General features: G+C 63.8%; 14 protein-coding genes. 5 read left to right on the top strand and 9 right to left on the bottom strand.

The features are described 5' to 3' along the window. Nucleotide 1 precedes the first annotated feature (1 nt). The 7 genes from pglZ to I601_RS15585 form a co-directional block, all read right to left on the bottom strand. Nucleotides 2–2497: a BREX-1 system phosphatase PglZ type A gene (pglZ, locus tag I601_RS15615; RefSeq protein ID WP_068111678.1), complete on the bottom strand. Its 2496-nt coding sequence runs from the start codon at nucleotides 2495–2497 to the stop codon at nucleotides 2–4. Then, entirely contained in the window at nucleotides 2494–3765 is a 1272-nt protein-coding gene (locus tag I601_RS15610) for a Shedu immune nuclease family protein (protein ID WP_068111673.1), read from the bottom strand. Before I601_RS15610 ends, pglZ begins: the two co-directional genes overlap by 4 nt. Further along, nucleotides 3762–7211 (bottom strand): BREX-1 system adenine-specific DNA-methyltransferase PglX, encoded by a 3450-nt coding sequence (gene pglX / locus I601_RS15605; RefSeq protein WP_068111670.1) that lies wholly within the window; start codon nucleotides 7209–7211, stop codon nucleotides 3762–3764. Before pglX ends, I601_RS15610 begins: the two co-directional genes overlap by 4 nt. Continuing rightward, nucleotides 7211–10675 (bottom strand): BREX system P-loop protein BrxC, encoded by a 3465-nt coding sequence (gene brxC, locus I601_RS15600; protein ID WP_068111667.1) that lies wholly within the window; start codon nucleotides 10673–10675, stop codon nucleotides 7211–7213. The genes pglX and brxC overlap by 1 nt, the downstream gene beginning before the upstream one ends. 4 nt (nucleotides 10676–10679) lie before the next feature. After that, complete coding sequence (locus tag I601_RS15595) at nucleotides 10680–11282, bottom strand: DUF1788 domain-containing protein (RefSeq protein WP_068111663.1); 603 nt, start codon at nucleotides 11280–11282, stop codon at nucleotides 10680–10682. Further along, complete coding sequence (locus tag I601_RS15590) at nucleotides 11282–11893, bottom strand: DUF1819 family protein (protein ID WP_068111660.1); 612 nt, start codon at nucleotides 11891–11893, stop codon at nucleotides 11282–11284. Before I601_RS15590 ends, I601_RS15595 begins: the two co-directional genes overlap by 1 nt. A gap of 63 nt (nucleotides 11894–11956) precedes the next feature. Then, the gene (locus tag I601_RS15585; protein ID WP_068111657.1) at nucleotides 11957–12157 is read right to left on the bottom strand and encodes a helix-turn-helix domain-containing protein; all 201 of its coding nucleotides are present in this window, start codon (nucleotides 12155–12157) and stop codon (nucleotides 11957–11959) included. A 115-nt stretch (nucleotides 12158–12272) separates the two neighbouring features. On the opposite strand from I601_RS15585, the gene I601_RS15580 reads away from it, so the two are divergent. Beyond that, complete coding sequence (locus tag I601_RS15580) at nucleotides 12273–13355, top strand: DUF6884 domain-containing protein (RefSeq protein ID WP_218917677.1); 1083 nt, start codon at nucleotides 12273–12275, stop codon at nucleotides 13353–13355. 8 nt (nucleotides 13356–13363) lie between these two features. Continuing rightward, nucleotides 13364–13567, top strand: coding sequence for a hypothetical protein (locus I601_RS21995; RefSeq protein WP_418303067.1), 204 nt, complete (start codon nucleotides 13364–13366; stop codon nucleotides 13565–13567). On the opposite strand, the gene I601_RS15575 is transcribed toward I601_RS21995, so the two are convergent. Beyond that, the gene (locus tag I601_RS15575) at nucleotides 13512–13829 is read right to left on the bottom strand and encodes a hypothetical protein (protein ID WP_068111654.1); all 318 of its coding nucleotides are present in this window, start codon (nucleotides 13827–13829) and stop codon (nucleotides 13512–13514) included. The genes I601_RS21995 and I601_RS15575 overlap by 56 nt on opposite strands. A 107-nt stretch (nucleotides 13830–13936) precedes the next feature. Continuing rightward, on the bottom strand, nucleotides 13937–17419 hold the full coding sequence (gene mobF / locus I601_RS15570; RefSeq protein WP_068111652.1) for a MobF family relaxase: 3483 nt from the start codon (nucleotides 17417–17419) through the stop codon (nucleotides 13937–13939). A 523-nt stretch (nucleotides 17420–17942) separates the two neighbouring features. On the opposite strand from mobF, the gene I601_RS15565 reads away from it, so the two are divergent. The 3 genes from I601_RS15565 to I601_RS15555 are packed head-to-tail and all read left to right on the top strand — an operon-like array spanning nucleotide 17943 to nucleotide 20021. Beyond that, on the top strand, nucleotides 17943–18368 hold the full coding sequence (locus tag I601_RS15565) for a hypothetical protein (RefSeq protein WP_068111650.1): 426 nt from the start codon (nucleotides 17943–17945) through the stop codon (nucleotides 18366–18368). After that, nucleotides 18356–19315 carry a hypothetical protein gene (locus I601_RS15560; protein WP_068111647.1) on the top strand — a complete coding sequence of 320 codons (960 nt, stop codon included), beginning with the start codon at nucleotides 18356–18358 and terminating at the stop codon, nucleotides 19313–19315. The genes I601_RS15565 and I601_RS15560 overlap by 13 nt, the downstream gene beginning before the upstream one ends. Before the next feature lie 34 nt (nucleotides 19316–19349). Next, entirely contained in the window at nucleotides 19350–20021 is a 672-nt protein-coding gene (locus tag I601_RS15555) for an SAF domain-containing protein (RefSeq protein WP_068111644.1), read from the top strand. Nucleotides 20022–20024: the final 3 nt, after the last annotated feature.

The following is a 20024-nucleotide window of genomic DNA, read 5'->3' as shown; positions in this document are numbered from 1 at the left end:
CTTAGAAGTCGAAGTCCGAAGTGAAGGATCGCTTGAGCGTGTACATCGCCTTCTCGAAAACGCGCCACTGGTTCGTATTGGGGATGCGCTCTTCGAGGCGGAACTCCACCGCGCGGTTGTTGTAGTCGTTGGCGTCCTTGTTGAGCAGCAACTGGATGCTCTGGTAGCGGTCCCGCTGCTCTGGCGAGGCCGAGTCGAAGGCCAGCTCGGGCTGCGGGTCATTGGAGATGAGCGTCTCCCCGACATACAGGCCCGCCCGCAGCACCCGCGCCTGTACCTTGTCGCTCACGGGCTCCGACTGGAAAAGCTTCACGACGAGCTGACCGGTCGTGATCTTGTCGGTGTCCGGCAACACCTTGACGTTGACGAGACGGGTGTCGCTCTTCCGCTTCTTGTTGATCGCGAGCACCGGAACGACCACCTCTTGCAAGGTCGCGCCGCCGTGGACAAACCGCGAGCCCCCGCCGGGAAGCCGGAGCCGGTGAATCGACTTAGGGATCTGCACCTCGATGTCACTGTCGAGCTCGAGCTGCACCGAACTGAACGTTGTGAACGCGAGGTCGACCTTCAGGCCGTGGCCGAGGACGTAGCGCTTGTTCTTGACGAGAATCTTGTCGCCCTGTGGTACCTCGGAGAGGAAGAACTGCTCGGGCAACTCTTCGTCCTGGAACAGGAAGCCGTGGTCGGCGGTCACGAAGATGTTGGTGGCGTTGGCGTTAGCCGCCTTCTTCACCAGATCCACCAACTCGCTCAGCGCCAGCTCGGCTGCCTCGAAGACGCGGCGTTCAGTACCCTGCTTGTCGCCGGTCGCATCGATGACATCGTGGTAGATGTACAAGACGCGGTTGTTCTTGAAGACCTCACGACGCTCCTCGGGGCTGAGTGCCTTGAAGTCCTCAGCCTGGATCGCCGTCCCTCCAACGCCTTCTAGGATCCTTTTTCGGAACGCGGTCCCGTTCGTCGGCTGGTCGTCGGCGAGGACGACCTTGCCGTCGGCTGAGTGCTTGAGGGTTCGGTGCGGAAGCAGCGCCGCCATGCCCAGTTGCGTGTAGCTCGGCAGGACACCAAGCACCGCTTCAAGATCGGCGTCGAACCTGTCTTCCTGGCGGATGCGCGAACCCAACTCCTCTGCGACCTCGTACCGGAGGGCGTCGGAGATGATGACGACTGCCTTCTTCTCTTCACGGACGAGCTGCTCGACGTAGTCGCCGTAGAACGAGCGTTGCGAGCGCAGCGCGGTCGAGCTCCACTGGCCGGCCTCGTCGACCTGCTTCTGCCAGGCGTTGCCCAGTTCGTAGACGAACTTGTTGGTGTAGCGCTTCTCGACCTGCTCGCGCAGTGGGTCGAGCGGGTGCGGCCCCTCATAGGCACGGCGGGCGTAGGTGAACTGGCGGTAGAGCTGGTCAATGCGGAACCAGTCGGTGCGGTAGCGCTCCAGCGCCTCATCAAAGGACGAGAACGTGAAGTCGATCGCGCTCAATTCTGACAAGAGCTCGGCTGCTGCACCGATCGCTGCGTAGAGCTGTCGGTAGCCGTCGATCCACACGCTGCTCTGGCGGGCGCGCACGACCTCACCGACGTCGCGGGCGGAGATGGTCTGCTCGGTGACTGCCCAGGCAAGGTCAGCGATGATCTTGCGGTCGGTCTCCTCGAACAGGTCGACCGTGACAAGGTCGCGGAAGCTGGCGTCTTGGATGCTCGCCTTGTAGTCGAGGTCGATAGACGCGCGCTTCGCCAGCGTCGAGAGAGCGCCCTGGCTGCGGCGGTCATTGCGGAAGCTAGCGAAGTCCAGCTGGATGTTCTGGAGGCCACCTGGGCGGTCGGACGCGAAGCCGCTGATCGCCTTGCGGAAGATCCAAAGGATGAAGTCACCGATGCTGGGCGAGGCCGACTCGTAGCCATAGATGGATGCGACGCCGCGCCAGTAGAAGTCAGCGAGAGCATATTCGACGAGGGCGTCGTACTTGGCGTGCTGGTCCTTGGCGTTCTCGGAGAGCAACGCGCGAGTTATCTCCAAGAGGCTGTGCTCCTTCTGGCCGAGCACGACGGCCGACATCTTGGCGCGGAGTCGGGCAGCGTCGTCCTCGGGCGTAAGCAGCACTTTCAGGCTCTGCACGCGCTTACCCGCATTGAAGAACTTCTCATGCGTTTGTACGACTTCGTCGATGCCGTCGGCAGTCAGACCGAGGTCCTGAGACATGAGCGAGCTGCGGTCGGCGGTGAATACCCCGTAGGCGAGCTCTAGGTCGAGCATCCAGTTGTCGATGCCGGCGGGCACCTGACCGGAGCGGTAGACGAGGAACCTGTCGTCGGGTTGGTCGTGGAGGAGCCGGTTCTTGATCGCGTACTCGTCGTTGGCGATGCGGACTGTCGTGACGCCCGGCAGGTCGAGGCCGTCGAGATCGGAGGCGTATTGGCCTTCCACGTCGTGCCAGAACACCACGCGCTGGTCGACGAAGCGGCGCTCCAAGTGGTCACGGATAGCGGTGGCGCTCATGCAGACACTCCGATCTGACCGTCAGGCTCAGGGTCGCCCTGGGCGCCAACTCGCTTCGTGAGGGTGGCGATGACGTTCTCCAGTCGGCGCAGCAAGTCGTCATAGGAGATGATGTCGACGACGTTCGAGTACTGCCGGCGGGTGAACTCGAAGTCGAACCTTTCCTGCGCAGACAGGTTGCTGTCTCGCCCAGCCAGGATGATCGCCTTGGGATTGGCGATCTTGATCTCAAGGTCAGTCGGCAGATCCGCTGCGTGCTTCTTGGCGATGGCGTTCTCGCCGTCCCTGCCGGACTTGCTCAGGTAGAAGAGGTACTTCTCCGCTTGCATGATCGAGCCGGACAACTCGCGGACAGGCACATGGTTGTCGCGATACCGACCCTTCGATACCAGCCCTCGCTCGAAGGGCTTCTTGATCTCGATGATGTCGATGCAACCGTTCGCCGCGACGAGCACGAGGTCGATGTAGCGATCCGTCGACTTGGAATCGTTTGAGTATCGCTCCTTGACCTGGACGTTGTGCAGCACCGCGATGTACTGAGGGAAGACCAAGACGAACAGGTCGGCCACCGCCGTCTGCCAGTCGGCCTCGGAGAAGCTCTCGGCGTCCTTCAGCATCTCGACCAGGCGATCGCGAACGTAGATGAACTTCTCAAGCTCCAACTGGTTCGCTGCCGGTATCCGGCTGAGGGCAACCACCCGCTCTGCCGTCTTCGCGCCACTTCGACGAGACATGTAGTCCGCCAAGCGCTCTTCAGCGTCCGACATTGTTTCCAAGTACTCGCGAAGAACGCGCGTGATCCGAGTTCGCGCGTAGTGCGTGAGTTCTGTCGAGGTTGGGAACTCGTAGAGGAGCCGGGCAAACTCATCCACTGGGATCGCGCCCAGCCGGTCACCGCCAACAACTATCTGCTCGTCGATCAGATCGTCAACCCGACGGAAGATCGATATATCGCGCTCGGCGACGAACGTCTTTCGCCGAAGCACGAGAGAGGCAGCGATCAGCAAGTCATGCTTCAGCCCAAGGACGTCCTTCCGGATCGTTCGGTAATCACCCTCGACCGTGCCGATCACGAATCGGCGAACGTCGTCGTCGAAGTCGTCATCACTCTCGGGACTCAGTAGATCGACCTTCCGAACGGTGAAGGCGCGCGACAGAGTGACCTCCCCCTCGGATTCCAGTTTCTCGTCCACCCAAGTGGTCGACCCGAGGCGATCTGCGCTGTAGATCAAGACAACGCTTGAGCCACGATCCTCGAAGGCAATCATTCGCTCGCCTCTAGACCGGGGATCTTCTTGAGGGCGCCACCAAACTTGGGGTAGTTCGTCTTCACGCCGTCATCGAGGTCGATGGCGATGTTCTGCGAGGCCAGGGGGTAGAGCACGTCGTGCTCGTACTCGCCGAGCTCCAAGAGCACCTTGCGGAGCCGGTCGGCTTCCTTTGCATTGTGGGACCGCTCGGCGTGCGCGAGGCTCGCCTTGAGCTTCGCCTGAAATTCCCGAAGATACTCGTTCAGTACCGTAGAGACAGTCGACGGCGTGTAACGGTGCATGTAGACGAGAGCGTTGAAAGATCCCTTAGGACTGGAGAACAGCCAGTAGATCGGCCGCTTCCTGTATCGCTTCCAATGGTCCTCGTAGAAGGACTTAAGAAAGTAGTCGCGCAGGTTCTTCACGTCGAGGGACTCGGCGACGAAGCGTAGGTTCTCCTCGAAGTGCTGTTCGCCAAATGTTGCCCGGAGGAACTGGCGGAACTTCTCCACAATGTCGTCCTCGAACCAGTCACCCTCGACGATCGGGATGACGTTGTCCGCGTCCGGCATGAAGCTCGGCGACGGAACCTTGGTGAGGTAGTCCTGCAACGTCGCACCCTGGTCCGCGAGAATGAGCCCCGGCTCATCGAGGCTGTAGCGCCCGAGCATGCAGCCGACGGCGTATGACACCAAGTCGACCATGGCATCCTGTCGCTCCAGCCGAGGGACAGCACCTTCGGCTCGTCTGCTAAATCGGAACGCCGGGTCTGCGAGCAACGAACACGCACTCTGACCCTTAGGTGCGCTGTCAGTCGGTAGGCCAGCGGCACGATTCATCGCGTCATTCACCGCCGCCTCGATCGACATCATCGCACGCACCGCATCACGCCGAGCAACAACCATCTGCTCGAAGGCGGTCGCCAGCGACCCGTAGTTTGTGCTCTTGGCGACGAGCTCAGAAGCCGCGAAGTTGGGTGACGTTTCCTGCGTGTCCCAGTCGCCCTTTGACAACTCGACTGCCCGTGTTGAGAGCGACCGGAGGCTACCGGCCGTGTCTGAGTCAAACTCGACGATCGGCAACTCCGCGACCATCCCCGTTTGGACATTCATGGTCGAGCCCTTCACCTCGACGAGCTGCCGGCCAACATGCGAGTTCAACTGCGCGAGCAGGTCGAACGCTCCTGACCCGAAGATGGCCGGGGCAGCATCGTTGAAGCCGTGACCCTCCGGGCGCCACCGAAAGCTCGTAGCACCCGCGCCCACCTTCCCCCATGTCACGCCCTCGCGGAACATGTACTGCACGTTCTGCGGACGTGACTTCAACGACCCATCGGGATTGCGGTAGTTCTTGATTCGGTATCCGTCGTTCTCCCAATCCATCACATATATGAACCCGGCGTACCACTTTCGGAACTCGCCTGCCTTGTCGGTCAGAACCCAGCGCTTTCCACGACCGACTCGCTTGGCTGAGACCTCCCAATGAAAGCGCATGAACAAGTCGTCGTTTCGAGTGCCGACGCCTGCCTTGATGTCGAACTTGTCGCCGATGAGCGAGCCGCTGTAGAGCTGAACCACGTGAGGATCGGCCCAATATGCGATGGGGGCGCCTGGAATGGCAGTGAAGTCCGCGTCAAGGTGATAAGCCCAATCGCAGCTGTCCATCCGGATCGCCTCTAGTAGACGCTGACGCTTGACCTCCTCATTCAGAGGATCCAGGCGGACGAAGATGCAGTCGTGGCCGTGCGAGGCGGGCCGGTTCGTGAAGACGAAAGCCGCGTTCGCGCCGAAGGTGTCTGCGTGGAGCGACACGTCGCGAAGGTGGACGAACGAGTGAAGGGTTCGATGCTTCAGTAGATCCCCACGGAAGTCTTCGAACGACTTGATCGTCATCCAGGTGTCGCCGACGATCATGGCCACGACGCCCGAGTTGTGAGCAAGGCGGGTGGCGCGCGCGATGAAGCACGCATAGAGATCCTGCTTCTCGCGTGGGTAGGCGTCCTTCACAAGGTCAGACAGTTCACCTGACATGTTCCCTGCGCCCATGTACGGAGGGTTGGTAACGACCACCGCGTACTTCGCACTCAATGCCTCGGCTTGCTTAACCACCTGGCCCGCCCGTGAGAACACGGCATCCGATAGAAGATCGTCATCGCCCGTTCCGCGCGATGCCACAGTCGCCCTGGCGGTTCGCGATGCTCCTGCCGATGGCTCGATCAAGGCGCCCATCAAGTCCGCGCGCTCGAACTGGTTCCAGAAGGCAATCTCCCTGTCGCGGTCGCTCCCACGAGTCACGAGGATGTCGAGTTCCTCAGGGCCGAACCTGATCGGCTCGACCACGCAGATGTTGGGTCGAATCTGCCTTCTGAAGAACATCCGCTGCTTGCCGCGAGCCTTCATCGTCAGCGCGAAGGCCGCGAGCGCGCCCGCGCGTGGGTCGATCTCTGCGCCGTGGAGGTTGTGGGTGAGGATCAGGCCGGGAATCTCGGCTGGGCCGTAGCCCTCCTCCTCGTAGATCGCGTAGAGGAGGTCGAATGCATAGGTGAGCATGTGCCCCGACCCGCAGGCCGGGTCAATGACCTTGAGGTCTTCGGGCCTGGTGATCTTGAGGAAGTCGACCTCTTCGCCGACAGGGGTCACATGGAAGTCCATCTGCTTGGCCAAGCCCGAGGACGGTCGGTTAAGCATCCAAAGGCGACCGAGCGAGTTCTCCACGAGATACCGAACAATCCAGTCGGGAGTGAAGAGCTGGGTCGCAGCCGGGATCTCCTCTGCACCAGCTCGACGCTTCTTCTTGAAGCCCCCAAAGATCTCTTCTTTCCGTTCCTCAATGTAGAACTGGTAGAGCCAGCCGATGACTTCGACGTCCTTGCAGACCTGCTCGGTCAACACCTTGACCGAGCGGTTCAGCACTGAGTCGTCGGCAAGCAGGTTCGCCGGGATGAGCAGCTCTGTGAAGTCGCCTTCACGCTCGAACATGAACGGCATGGCCTTGTGCCAGTAGTTGCAGTACGCCTCCAGGAGCAGGGCGTACGCCTCACCCTGGGGGTCACGGCTGGCACGGGTACCGTCGAGGAGACCAGCAACCGTCGAACGGATGACATCACTCACGATCTCGGCGTCGATCACGCCGCGCTTGGCTTCAGCCAGGATCTCGGGCTGCCCGACCTCCACTCCCGCTTGCGGTGAGACGACACCGATGCCGGTGTAGCCGTTGGCGTCCATGAAGCGCAGGGCAATGATCCGGTTGAACCAGGTGTACGCAACCTTGTCCGCCACCGCAGCCCGGCCCTTGTCGCCACCGCCGGCGGCAGTGACGGTCTTCTCCAACGCGGCTACAGCCTTTGGCTGCTCGACTCGCTCAGAGGACGCCGGCGCCAGCACCGCGGCGATGCGCGCGGTGACCTCGCGAATCAGCGCCGTGCGCGCCCACGTCGCAAAGGACTTCAGCGGTGCGGTTTCCATCAGAGTGAGATTCGCTTTCCGTCGTTCAGGGTCTGGACGAGCGCACGGCGCAGGGCGGCGAGGTACTTGTCGACGTCTGCTTCGTTCTCGAGAACGCCGGAAGCGCCAGGGACAGCGATCGTCTTCACAGACACGGTCTGCTTCGTGGGCGTGGGGTCCGGGTCAGGCTCGACCGGAGATGAGGCCAGAAGGTCGAGCAGGCTCGGGTAGTCGCTCGACTCGAAGTTCGATCCGATCTGGAGGATGAGAGCGACCTGACTCTCAGAAGCAACCCGCGCGAGCGTCTGGTCGACACGCTGGTCGACACGCTGCTGCGCTTCGGATGTCGCCTTGGCGTAATAGACGCTGGCGAGAAGCTCAGACTTGCGTCCCTCGATCGCCGTGGCGACGGTCGTGCGGTTCGCGGCGACGATGCCGTCGATCTGGCTTCGCAGGTCGTCGGCGGCATGCTTGAGCAGCGCCATCTTGTTGCCACGGAAGACGTCCCGGTCCGTGAGCGCGTTCTTGACGGCCTCGTCGCTGCCCGGTGCCAGATAGCTGAGGTTGCTGCTATGGATGGACAGCAGCGCCGAGCCCTCGTCGTAGATCGACCGCTGCGGTCCGCTGAGGAACGACTGAATCGGGTCGATGAGATTCTCCTTGGCCTCGAGCAGGTCGTCGCCGACGTTGAAGTCGTTGAGGTACCAGTCGTCGGACTTGCCGACGGTCTGCTCCAGGAGGCCAATGGGACCACTGAGCTGCTCGACGAACGGATACTTGGAGCTGCTCACGGTGGCCTTCAGCTCGTCGAGCTTGCCCTTGAGTTTGTCGCCGCCATGGCGGGCGAGCTCCAACGGGTCCTTCGGCGCATTACCTTCGTCGAAGAAGTCAGTGCAGAATTTGCGGAAGCTCGCCACCTTGCGCTCGTCGAAGGTCTTCTGGGGGGCGACGATCTCGTGCGAGTGCTTCTGCGTGTTGCGCAGTGCGGTGGCGACTTCGCTGCGCTTGAGGACGTTGCCGTCGACAGTCAGGGTGATCTTCGATGCGCCGATCAGTGACGCGACGATCACCTCGATCGAGGCGAGATCCCAGCCGTAAGGCTTGGCCTGGAAGGTATCGACGATCGCCTTCATCGTCACCTGCTCGCCCTGTGCGTCCTTGCGGAGAATGGTGGACAGGACTTCTTCGGCGGGCTGGTTGATCTTGAGCAGGGCGTCGGCGTCGAACAAGCCGCTGTCGGGGTTCGCGGCCCCGGCGACTTGCTGCTCACTGTAGGTGACGCCGCCGAGCAGTTTGAGCTGGGTGTACGTGCGGCTGATGAGCTCCTGGAACCCCTCGGTCATGCGGCCGAGAGCATCGGTCGAGGTCGCGGCCACATCGGCGGCGTTGATGACGAGCGTGGACTTGCCCACAGCACCCTGAATGCGCTGGACGAGCTCCTTCTCCCGCTCCCGGTTCAGGGTCGCCTTCGATTGAAGGATCTGCTCCTCGATCGCCGAGAGCGAGGTGGTCCGCTTGCGCTTGGTGTACTTGTCGGTCTTGAGCAGCAGTCGCAGGTCTGAGAGCACACGCTCATCGGGTTCGAGTATGACCCGCACCTCGTCCTTGCCTGCGCTGTGCATCCGCGTCTCGTCCGGGGTGTACGGGTAGTCCGGGGTGACGAAGTGAACCGAGAGCTCCTTCTGCGGCCCATGGACCTGGTCGTCCAGCTTGAACCCGAACGGGAAGTCCTGCCCGTTCTTCGCGTAACGGATCTTGCTGGTCTTGACGACGTCGCCAGAGAGGATCTTGAAGAGCTGGGCGCTGACCTCGGAGGCGTCGATGTCGACGTTCTTGATCTCCTCCTCGATGACCTGCTCTTCGTTGGTGAGGTACTCGTAGACGTTGCCATTGCGCTGGACGTAGGTCTGCGTCTCCAGGAGTGTCAACGCCTCCTTCACGTCATCCGCGAGCGCGGGCAGGTCGAGTCCGAAGCGGTCGTAAACGAGGACAGTCAGGTTTCGGGGAGTGGCATGGAAGCTCTCGACGTACTTGACGAGGAAGAGCGCCTTGAGCAGGCGGATCGCGAGCTTGTTGTCGAGGTTGCGCTCGGCAACGTCGATCGAGCGCTGCGCCGCAGACTTCAACGAAGCGCGGATACCGGCGAACATGTGGTCGAAGGTGGCCAGCGTGCCGAGCTCGACGTTGCCAATGTCCTTGGCGACCTGCTGGACGACGCCAAGCATCGAACGCTCACCAACTGAACTGTTGCGGCCCTCGAAGACGTTGTGGTCGGAGATGCCCTCGATCGCAGCCTGGAACAGCGGGAACTGGTAGCTCACGAAGGGGTAGGTGCCGACGAAGTGCTGCTCGTCGGTGTAGTTGCGGTAGGTCTTCGCGCCGTCGACGAAGTCGAACAGCGTCTTGAAGTTGGCCGATTCCTTGGCGTAGATCGACTTGAGCTCCGAGGCACCATCATCGTTCTTGTCGAGCAGGCGCTTACGGATGACCTCCTCGACATCGGCGCTGGTGAGCTTGACGCGGGTCTGGAAGCGCGCCTGGATCTTCGAGAAATCGTTGCCTTGCTGCTTGGTGCGGTCACCGACGACCTTGTCCATGTCCTCCTGCGAGGTCACCATCACCCATGCGCGTCCGGCGCACTTGGTGTTGAGGCTCTCCGCAATCGTCTGCAGGTTGAGCATCAGGTGGGTGTTCGAGCCGATGAACTGACCGACTTCGTCGACATAGAAGTTGAGGCGGTAGCCCTCGGGCTGCCTGTCGAGCCACCCCTTGACCTCGTCGGCGAAGTCTTCGATGGAGACGGCGTAGGACGCCTGATACTGCTTGATGATGCCGTTAGTGGCTTCGCCGTTGACCTCGGCGAACGCGCGGTCGATGCTTGCGCCTTCCAGCGCGCTTTGCTCGCGGCCCTGCGTCCACGGGATGCCGGCGATCCGCTCGAACGCGTCCTTGAATGCGCCGTACTGACCGCGGATGTCGAGGTCGCGTTCGAGCCGTGCGACGTGACCCTGGTTGCCGTAGTAGCCCCGGCTCTCGTCGAAGACCTTGACGAACACCTTGAGCAAGGCGTCTGTCTGGTCCTTGGTGATCAGCGTGGCCTTCTGGTCAATGTTGAACAGCAGGCTCTTGGCCTGGATGCGCTCTGCCTTGGTGAGAAGCGCCGGCAAGAAGGCGCCGCTGGCCTTGGCGCGGAAGCTCTCCGACACCTTGGCCCGGTCGAAGTCCTGCCCCTCGACGTCACCGAGGAGGTGGGCAAGCATCTTCAACAGGTGCGACTTGCCGGATCCGAAGAAGCCTGAGATCCAGACGCCGTTGGCGTTCGTGTAGTTGGTGTACGCCTCGAGCAAGAGTTCCAGGCCCTTGGCGGCTTCGTTGGTGAGGACGTACTCCTCGACCTCCGTGCCCAGGTGTGCAACGTCGTCCGCCTTGATGACGCCCTCGATCGGGCGCTGGACGTCCTTGGCGAAGATCTCGTTCAGCCGCATCGGGTCACGCTTCCTGTTCCAAGATGTTCTTGGCTCGGTAGTACTGGTCGTCCTTCAGCCGCCCGAACAGGACAAGCGAGGAGCCGAGAGTGTCGGACTGCTCGTATCGGCCGGGGAAGAACATGAGCATGGGCTTGCCGGTCACGACGCTCTGGAGGTTGTTGAGGACGTTGTGTGACCGGATGTAGGGGAAGACCTCGCCAATACCCGTGAGGAAGAAGATGTCGAAGGCGTCGTCCTCGATCTTTGCACGGATCGCCGGCGCAATGTGGAGCTGCGGGTCGAGCATGCCCTGGAGCAGCTCACGGAAGTCTTCCTTGTCCTGACCGGGCTCGACCGTGAGAACACGCTCCCACACGCCGCGCTCCTTGAGGATCTCGACCGACAGGTCATAGAGGTTCACCTCGCGCACAGTGATGCCGTGCTGGGTCGAGAGCTTTGTCTTGATCCGCTTCTTCGCCTGCGCCACCGCGAGGGACGCCTCCGGCGCGTAGGGATAGATGAAGAACGGAACCTCGTTACTGAGGCCCTCCATCTGGAGGAACCGCTTGCCGCTGAGGACAGCGAGCAGGTGCGCCTCCTGCTCGTTCAGATCAGCCGTCTGCATCAGGCAGCACTCCTCGTCGGGAAGAAGCGCATGTCGCTGGGGGCACGGTCGCTAAGCAGTGCAGCGATCCGGTCCGACAGGACGGCGGGGATGATCTGGCAGCTCTCGGACAACAACTCCGCCTCCACCAGCATCTTGAACACGTTCGAGCGAAGTTTCTGCATCGTTGAGTCCTTGATCGTGGCCAACTCGTCATGCCACAGGGCCTTACTCCGCACGAAGCCGTCGAAGTCCTCGTATCGCAGCGTGGAGGCGAGGAGGAGAAACCGCTCGCGGACAACTTCCTCGGCGAACTCTCCGATGAGGCCGTAGCGTCGACAGGCGGCCACCCACATGAGGTGGCCACGCTCAGGGGCCGTCAGTTCGTCCATGAGCTCGACCTCCCGATCGGTGAGCACCGAGAGCCGCTTCACCGTCTCGCGTACCAGGCGTACGCCCGTCCGATGCGTGCGCGCCTGGAGGAGGTTGTCCTCCACCGCTCGGTCGCGGACCTTCTCCCAGTTGCGGACCTCGACGTAGACGGGTGCGAGCAATGACCCTTCGCGCGCGAGGAGAGCACCCGTCGTGAACGACAGCGCGTAGCGCGACTCGCTTGGCGTGGCCGTCACCATGTGTACCTCCTACTGGCTGGTCATGAACAAAGTCGATCAGGATATCGGGGTCGTCCGACAGAACTACCGGGACGGACCTGATTCGTCGGGAGCAGCCGCCCCGCCCGTTCGGACCCATGCGTCAACTTCGCTGGCCTGGAACTTCCAGAGGCGGCCGACCTTGTGGGCGGGCATCGCCTTGTCGGAGATCCACGCGTAGACGGTGTCCTTCGTGACGCCCAAGTGGGCGGCGATGTCGTCGGCTGACAACCAAGGTTCGGACATGTCGTCGTAGCCCTCCGGGTCGGCGAAACCTGATCTAGCTGGGTATGACCGAGCCTAGTAGAGGATGGTGCCGGTTTAGTGGGGTTCTGTCGGACAACTCCGACAGACTGGGCCTATGGCCGACTGGACCCCGCTGCGATCTCTGCTTGCACCTGTCACTGACTCGGTCACCCTGCGGTGGGACGACCTCGAGGCACTGGTGGGCGGGCTCCCTCGCTCCGCGTACGACCACAGCGCGTTCTGGAAGGGCGCACGAAGCGGCTGGCCCGGGTTCTCGACCGCCAACGTGCGGATCGGAGAATCCGTGACGTTCGTCCGCAGCGGCGCGCCGCCGGCTCCAACCCGTCTGCCACTCGCCCGTCCGATAGCCCGAACGGACGCATCGGCATCGGCCGACGTCATCTTGATCGGCTGCGTGAAGCGGAAGCTATCAACCGCGGCGTCCGCGAAGGACCTGTACGTGTCACCTCTCTTTCGAAAGGGACGGGCCTACGCCGAGCTCGCGGGGGTTCCCTGGTTCATCCTCTCCGCCCAGCACGGACTCGTCGCACCCGACGACGAGCTCGAGCCGTACGACCTCCGACTGAGTGCGACCTCCCGCGAGTACCGCCGAGAATGGGGAGCGCGGGTCGTCGGCACCCTGCGCGAGTCTCTGGGGTCACTCGATGGTCTGACTGTCGAAGTCCACGCCGGTTCGGCATACGCCGACGCCATCCGCGAGGGGTTGCGGTCGGAGGGCGCAGAGGTTGTCGAGCCCCTTGCCGGTCTGGCACTCGGGCCACGGCTTTCTTGGTACGGCCGCCCGAGCGCGCCCGAATCCACATCCGCGGGTCTACGACCCGACGTCGAGGAGCTGATCGCCCGACTATTGCGGGCTGGCGGGGCGATCTCGCCCGACGATTTTCTGGCCACCGGCGCCGCGTTGTTCCGCTCCCCCGGCTTGTACAGCTGGTGGGTGGATAGCGGGGGCGCTGCCGACCTGTCGACCGGCCTTCAACAGCCGGTTGAACCTGGCCTCATCTACGCCGGGCTGGCGGGCGCAACGCGGTCCGGTGGCAGGAAGTCGAAGAACACGCTGTGGGGCCGCATCAAGACGATGCACCTCGGCGGGCGTCACGAGTTTTCGACTTTTCGACTCAGCCTCGGGTCCGTCCTCGCTGAATCGCGAGGCGATCAAGAGATCGACGAGCCAGGCTGACGGCTTGGATGCACGAACACCTTCGGCTAGTCGCAGTGCCGGTCGCCGACGCCGACACCCTCGGCGATGTGGAGACTCAGGTGCTGCTACAGCTGGACCCGCCCCTGAACTTGGACAAGGTGGCGCGCAACCCGCTGCGGACTCAGCTCTCCGCGCTCAGGAAGAAGTACGGGCGGAAGCGACGAAGCGCTTCACCAGCATCGGCAGGCTGAGCGTCGCCATGCAGGCGAACTTGGCAGAGTTCCAAAAGCAGAGGAGTACCAGAACGTTGAGCCACCCGAGACCGGGGCGCAGCGCGAACTGAGCAACGATGGCCATCACGGCCAGGTAGCCCGGCACTGCGATGAGCGCGACGGGAACGGCCCATTTGAGGCCGTGCGGCGTCCGAAGCCAGTCGAGGGCGCGGTTGGTCGGCATGTAGAAGCGCAAGTAGCCGCGGATGGCGGCGCTGAGGTTCCAGAGCAGGGCAAGCATTGGGTTCTCCCTTCGGTTCGTGTGACCGAACGTGGCACTGCTCGACGCGGCCGGGACTGGCTGTGGACAGAGTGGTGGATAGCCGGGACCAACGCCGACCTGTGGACCTACGCGATCGAAGTGCCGCGTCGGAGCACCCTCCTGTGATCGATCTGGGCGACCTCGGCCTTCGAGGTGGACCGTGCCCGGCGAATGGCTTGTTCAGCTCGACCGGCGTCCCGGCGTTGGGCCAACGTCGCGGGTTCTTCGCCGAGCTCGGACCGAGCAGTGATTCCGTAGCGGTCGCGGTAAGCCGCGACAGTCGCGACGTCACGCATCCACCGCCGCCGCTCAGCATCGTTCTCGGGTGCCGCGCCGAGTCGCTTGAGCCATGCCGCATCGGTTTCGACCGCAGATGCCGCGAGCTCAAGTGCACGACCCTCGATGAGGTGAGCTCGCTCTCTCAGCGCATCCGCCATGTCCCTCGCCATCGGACCGTCGGCAGCCGAGACCAGCCCCGCGATGAGGTTGGGCTCGGCGCTGCGCTTCCCGCGGCGGACACGCCCAGTCTCGTGGCTGATGCGACTCATGAGGACGGCGCCGATGTCGACGGCGTCTCCGAAGCCCCTCCTCCCAACGACCGACGGCAGGACGAGCTCGAGGTCGTAGTGGTTCGCCTCGGCTCGACGAAGCTCGGCCGTCAATGGACCGAAGGAGTCCGACTGCACGACGTCGTCGACCTGTTCGCGGGTGAGCCCCGAGCGATCGAGCAGTTCGACCCAACGATCTCGCTGAGCGGCAGCCGCGATCGTTTCGTACTCAGCGCCCAACTGGGCTATCGAGCCCCAGCCATCCTGCTCGGCACGAATCGTCTGGCGGGCAGACAACTCAACACCCGAGTGTTTGAGGACGCCGTAGAGAACCGTTCGGGCAGTCACTTCGTCGGGCTCCGGAGCGGCGTGGCTGTCGTCTGGCTGGTCGAGCGCGACGTACGCGGTGTTGCACTCCCGCCCCCGGGTCATCGACACGTAGAGGTTCTCTCGGGTCGTCGTCCCGGAGACGACGACATGCGAGGTGTCGACAGTGATGCCCTGGGCACGATGGGCGGTGACGGCGTACCCGAGGTCGACGTGCTCGGCAACATACGACGCTGGCAGCCTGACGGTGCCGTGCCCGGCGCCGGAGACCCGGCGCACCTCGGCGGACCCGTCCCTCCCGACATTCAGGATCTGCCACCGGTCGCCATTACGGACCCAGCCGCCTCGCAACGGCTTGAGCCGCCGGTCGTTGCGTCGGGTAATGATCAGGTCACCCTCGGAGGCGTGGCTGCCGTCGATGAGGCGGACCTCGGTGCTCGCCCGAGTGTCGCCATCGAGGATCCTCTCGGCGCGGGCTCGCTTGTTGAGCTCGAAGACGGACCGTGTCGCCTCCGTGACGAGCACGCTGGATCGTCCGGACCTGATGTCGGAACGCCAAGCGGCGTACGCGGCGTCGGTCATCTCGTCGGTCGCTCCCTCGTTCAGGCGGCCGTGCTCGGCATACACCCCAATGACGTCGCTGCGTCCAAAGCGGAGGTCGAGCGATGCTTCCCGCTCCCACTCGTTGACGAAGCGATGTACCTCGGTCAGTTCGGCAACGTCCAGTCGTTCGCTGACGAGCAGCGAGAAGGCACCGCCGGCGTCGACCGACTGGAGTTGAGCCCAGTCGCCGACCAACAGCAGCTTGGCGCCGGCCGCGACCGCGATTCGGCTGATCCGGTCGAGCGTCAGGGTGCCGGCGAGGGTGGCCTCGTCGAGGATCACAAGTTGTCCGCCGTGCAACGCGACCCGGCCACGGTCGTACTCGTGGAGCCACTTGGCGGTGTTCTCGCATTCGATGCCGAGGTCCTCAGCAAGGACCTGCGCTGCCACCGCGCTCGGCGCGAGGCCGACCACGCTGTCGGGTCCGTGCTCGGCACGCCATGCTCGTTGGAGGGCATGCATCGCCGTCGTCTTACCCGCCCCGGCAGGGCCGACGATCAGGTCGAGTTGACGTCCAGACGCGCTGACCTTCGCAAGGGCCTCGGCCTGGCTGTCGCTGAGTAGGTGTTGACCGTCCTCCGTGGAAGCGGCTCGGGCGACTCCGTCGACGCCGACGATCGGCGCATCCGTGAGGCAGCTGAGTTCGAGCAGCCGATCCTCGGCGGCCAGAAGATCCGTCGACGAGTAGATCGTCGAGTGGTGCGGCCGGAATCGTGAGGTGCCGTCCGCGCGGCGGAACATCTCCGGGAGCTGCGCGAGATCGGGTGGGGTCAACATGACCGACCGAGCCTTGGCGTCGGCCACGATCAGCCCGATGACCTGCTCGCGGTCGTCGGCGCTTTGGAACCTCCAGCCCATTGTCTGGCGTGAGGCCTCGGCCCAGAGGTTCCAATGGCGCCAGGTCGACCGCTTTTCGCTGACAACATCGACGACGGCATCGGCGATCTGGCCGACTACATCGAGCGAGATGTCATCGGCGCGCAGGAGCGCCGCCGGCATGGGACGGGCGCCCCCCTTGCCAGTGATCTGACGGGCCCACTCGGGGGCGCCCGTCCCAAGGATCTGACCCGCCCGTCCTCGCCACTCCAGGGTGAGGTCCGCAAGCGATCGGATGGTCTTCTCCGGCCGGGTCGACAGAGTCGCGATGGCCCGGAGTCGGATGATCGTGGCGGAGGACGGGCGCTTGCCGTGGTCGCGGACGTACGCCTCAATCAGGCGATCCTTCTCGATCTCGATGCCGCGTGATCGGGAAGAGAATTCGCGGATCAGGTCGTCCGGGACGGGCGCCAACTCCCAGGCCGATGTCCGTTCAGGACCACGCGCCCGCTGTTCCCACTCGATCCCGAACAGTCGAGTGAACCGGTCAGCCAGCACCGCGTTGTAGTGCTCCGACAGGCCGACGACCGCTGCGTGAAGGGGGCGCCCGTCCAGGCTGCGCCAGCGCCCGTCCTCCGTAGTCTGGACCTTGTTGGACACGACGACGTGGGTGTGGAGCTGAGGGTCGCCGAGTCGTGAGTCCCAATGGTCGAAGGCCGTCGCGATGACACCGACCACGTCGGCCTGAGCAACGGCGCCGTTACCCGCACTGACTCCGCGACGAGTCGCGGCGACTTCCCTCTCAACGAGGTCGAGGACCTCGGCGATCGCTCGGTGATGGGCCTCCACCACCAGAGCTTGGGTGCCCTCGTCGGCCACGCCCCAGAGTGCCGAAACGGACTTCGGGACGCTGAAGGTTAGGTCGTATCCGGCGACTGCTCGTCGCGCCGACTGCGCCGCGTCGGAGCCGTATTCGTCGGGGCTTGATGAGGGATTCGGATACGCGCGCCCGAGGGGCGAGCCTGTGACCGGATCACTGCCCCCACCCAGGAGGAGCGCGAGCTGTTGCTCGCCGACGACGTCGCCCTGCCGGATCTCTCCGTGGCCGAGTGCGTGTAGGCCCGAGCCCGCCCAACGACCGGGCGGTGTACCGGCTTCCGTGTAGTACCGCGTGAGCGGCGTCGACAACTGCCGGTTCCCGTCGCCTGCGGCCACGCTCCTGAGCAGGTACTGGTAGCCAGTGCCCGCTGACATCACGCGCATGGAGACGGTCACTGCGCCTCACCTCCTCGTCCAGGAGGTGTCGCGGAAGGTCCACAGCCCTACCGTCGCAGGCGTCTATCCACAGGCCATTCGCCGGCCTTACCCCTCGTTCTGCAAGACGTGTAGGACGAAATCGAGGCCGGCGGCAGGGCAGGACGGGCGGGCTTCGACACCTGTGGAGTGATCGGCAAGAGTCGACTCGGAAGGAGCTTCGGATGACGAACTGTTGCGTAGGGCCCATTTGTCGTGACTCAATAGGACAGATCGGCGTTCGCGTCGGACCGCTGGCCGGACGCCGTTCGAACTTCCTCGGGGGAATCTCGGGGAGTTTCGCAGGGACTCGGCCATGACGAACTCACGAGGAGCACTCTCACTCGCGACCGCGGTACTGCTGCTGGTCGCGGGGACGTCGTGTGCCGATGACGATGGCGATCCGACAGATCCGCGTTCCAATCCACCGGCGTCGAGCCCTTCCTCCAGCAGCCCGACGCCCACGTCCCCCTCGGAGTCCGCGACAGCGGCAGCGACTGCGACGGTGAACGACTACTACGCGATCCGGAACCAGCTTCGGCGTGACCCGACCCAGCCACTGTCGAAGCTCAAGTCAGTGGCGATCAGCACCGAGTTGACGACGCAGCAGACGCTCTTCAAGCGTGAGCGCGAGCAAGGCCTGCACCAGATCGGCGAGACGAAGGTCGTCGAGCTTGAGGTCCAGTCGGTCAACCTCGACAACTCAGATCCGCAGGCCGGCAAGGTACCGACCGTGCAGATCGATGTGTGCTTCGACGTCAGCGGCGTCGACGTACTCGACGCGGACGGCAAGTCCGTCGTAACTCCGGAACGACCGGACACGGGATGGATCCGGTACTCGGTCGCGAACTATCAGTGGGACTCCGATCCCGATGGCGCGTGGCGTGTTGCCTCCAGCCAGGACATCGAGCGAACGCCATGCGACGCCTGATCACCGATGCCGTCCTCCTGCCGCTCGCCGTCGCGAGCTTCCTCCTCAGCGTTGGGTCGCCAGCAGCCGCCGACACGGTCTGCCAGGTCACTGACCCGGAAACTGGCGTCTGCCTGATCTGGATCGAGGTTCCCGGGAATCCCGGCCAGCCGGGCGATCCGGGAGACGACGGGCCGAAGGACACAGGGTCCGGGCAGGCCTGCTACTGGGACGGGACGGCTCAGAACATTCACAAGCCGCCGCCGGGGCCGGTGCCGTGTTCGAGCGAGTACGGCTACTGGTCCAACAGCTACAACTGCTACATCCAGTTGGTCGATCCACAGCCGCCTGCGGGCGATCCAGCGTGGCAAGGACACGAGCCGGGCGATGGCGCCGTGTATAGGTGCTACCAACCGCAGACCGACATCGACATCTACATCTGGTCCGCCGACCCTCCGCCGAACTCAGGCGCAGGACCCACCCCGCGTGAGGTCGCGACTCTCGCGATCGACCAGATGAACCTGTCGGCGATCAACATCGGCATCGCCCCGAAGCCCGGACCCGGCAGCATCGGCATCGTCGGCATGCCCGTGTGGATGTGGGCGGCCAACCCGGACAGCCACACGGTTGGACCGATCAACGCCTCGGCGTCGGCTGGCGGCATCACCGTCACCGCCACAGCTCGTCTCCATCGCGTCACCTGGGTCATGGGAGACGGAACCGAGGTCATCTGCAACGGGCCGGGCACGCCGTACAAGGCGGAGTACGACGACCGGTCGTCACCGACGTGTGGCCACACCTATCAGAAGTCGAGCGCCGGCAAGCCCGGCGACAAGTACACCGTCACGGCCACCTCGGACTGGGTCATCACCTGGGCCGGCGCCGGGCAGACCGGAACGATCCGACTGAACGGCCTGACCCGTGCTGTCGAGATCTCCATCGGAGAGGCGCAGGTGCTCGTGAACTGAGCGACCTGCCGCGGGGAGGACAAGCGAGGGACCCATGACGACATCCATTCGGGACGACAAGACCATCGGCCGCGAACCGCGAGCGACTGACGGCGGGATCGCCCCGCCTCCAAAACTTCGACGGAAGCCCGGGATGGTCGCGATCGCGATCGTCGCCATCTGTCTGGGTGCGGTGGTCGCAGGCTGGACCTGGTCGGCGACGACCAACAGTCAGGAAGTCCTCGTTGCACGGACGGACATCGAGCGCGGCTCAGTCATCGACGAGAACGATCTGACGACGGTGCGCCTCAGTTCCGACCCGGCCCTCACCCCGGTGTCAGCGGACAGGTTCGAGTCTGTGGTCGGCCAACGCGCGACCTTCGATATTGCGAGCGGATCGGCGCTGACTCCCGGCTCTTTCTCGAACGCATCTCTGCCTCCGACTGGCCAGTCTGTCGTGGGTGTTGCACTCACATCGGCCCAGGCGCCCGGGTCGGCGTTGCACTCGGGCGATCACGTCAGGGTCGTTGTCACACCAGCCCAGGACGGCGATGCACCAGGCGGTACTCCGGAGTACAGCGAGGCCGACGTAGTCGCCGTGCATGTCAACGAGGAGACGGGCGAGACCGTCGTTGACCTGCTCGTTCGCCACGAGGACGCGGCAGTGCTGGCGGCTCGGGTCGCCACAGGCCGTGTGGCTCTGGTTCTGGACTCCCGGGACCGCTGATGG

It is taken from the genome of Nocardioides dokdonensis FR1436 (genome assembly GCF_001653335.1).
GTDB classification, from domain to species: Bacteria; Actinomycetota; Actinomycetes; order Propionibacteriales; family Nocardioidaceae; genus Nocardioides; species Nocardioides dokdonensis.
The sequence above is the reverse complement of the archived record's forward strand: the minus strand, read 5'-3'. Positions and strand labels throughout refer to the sequence as shown.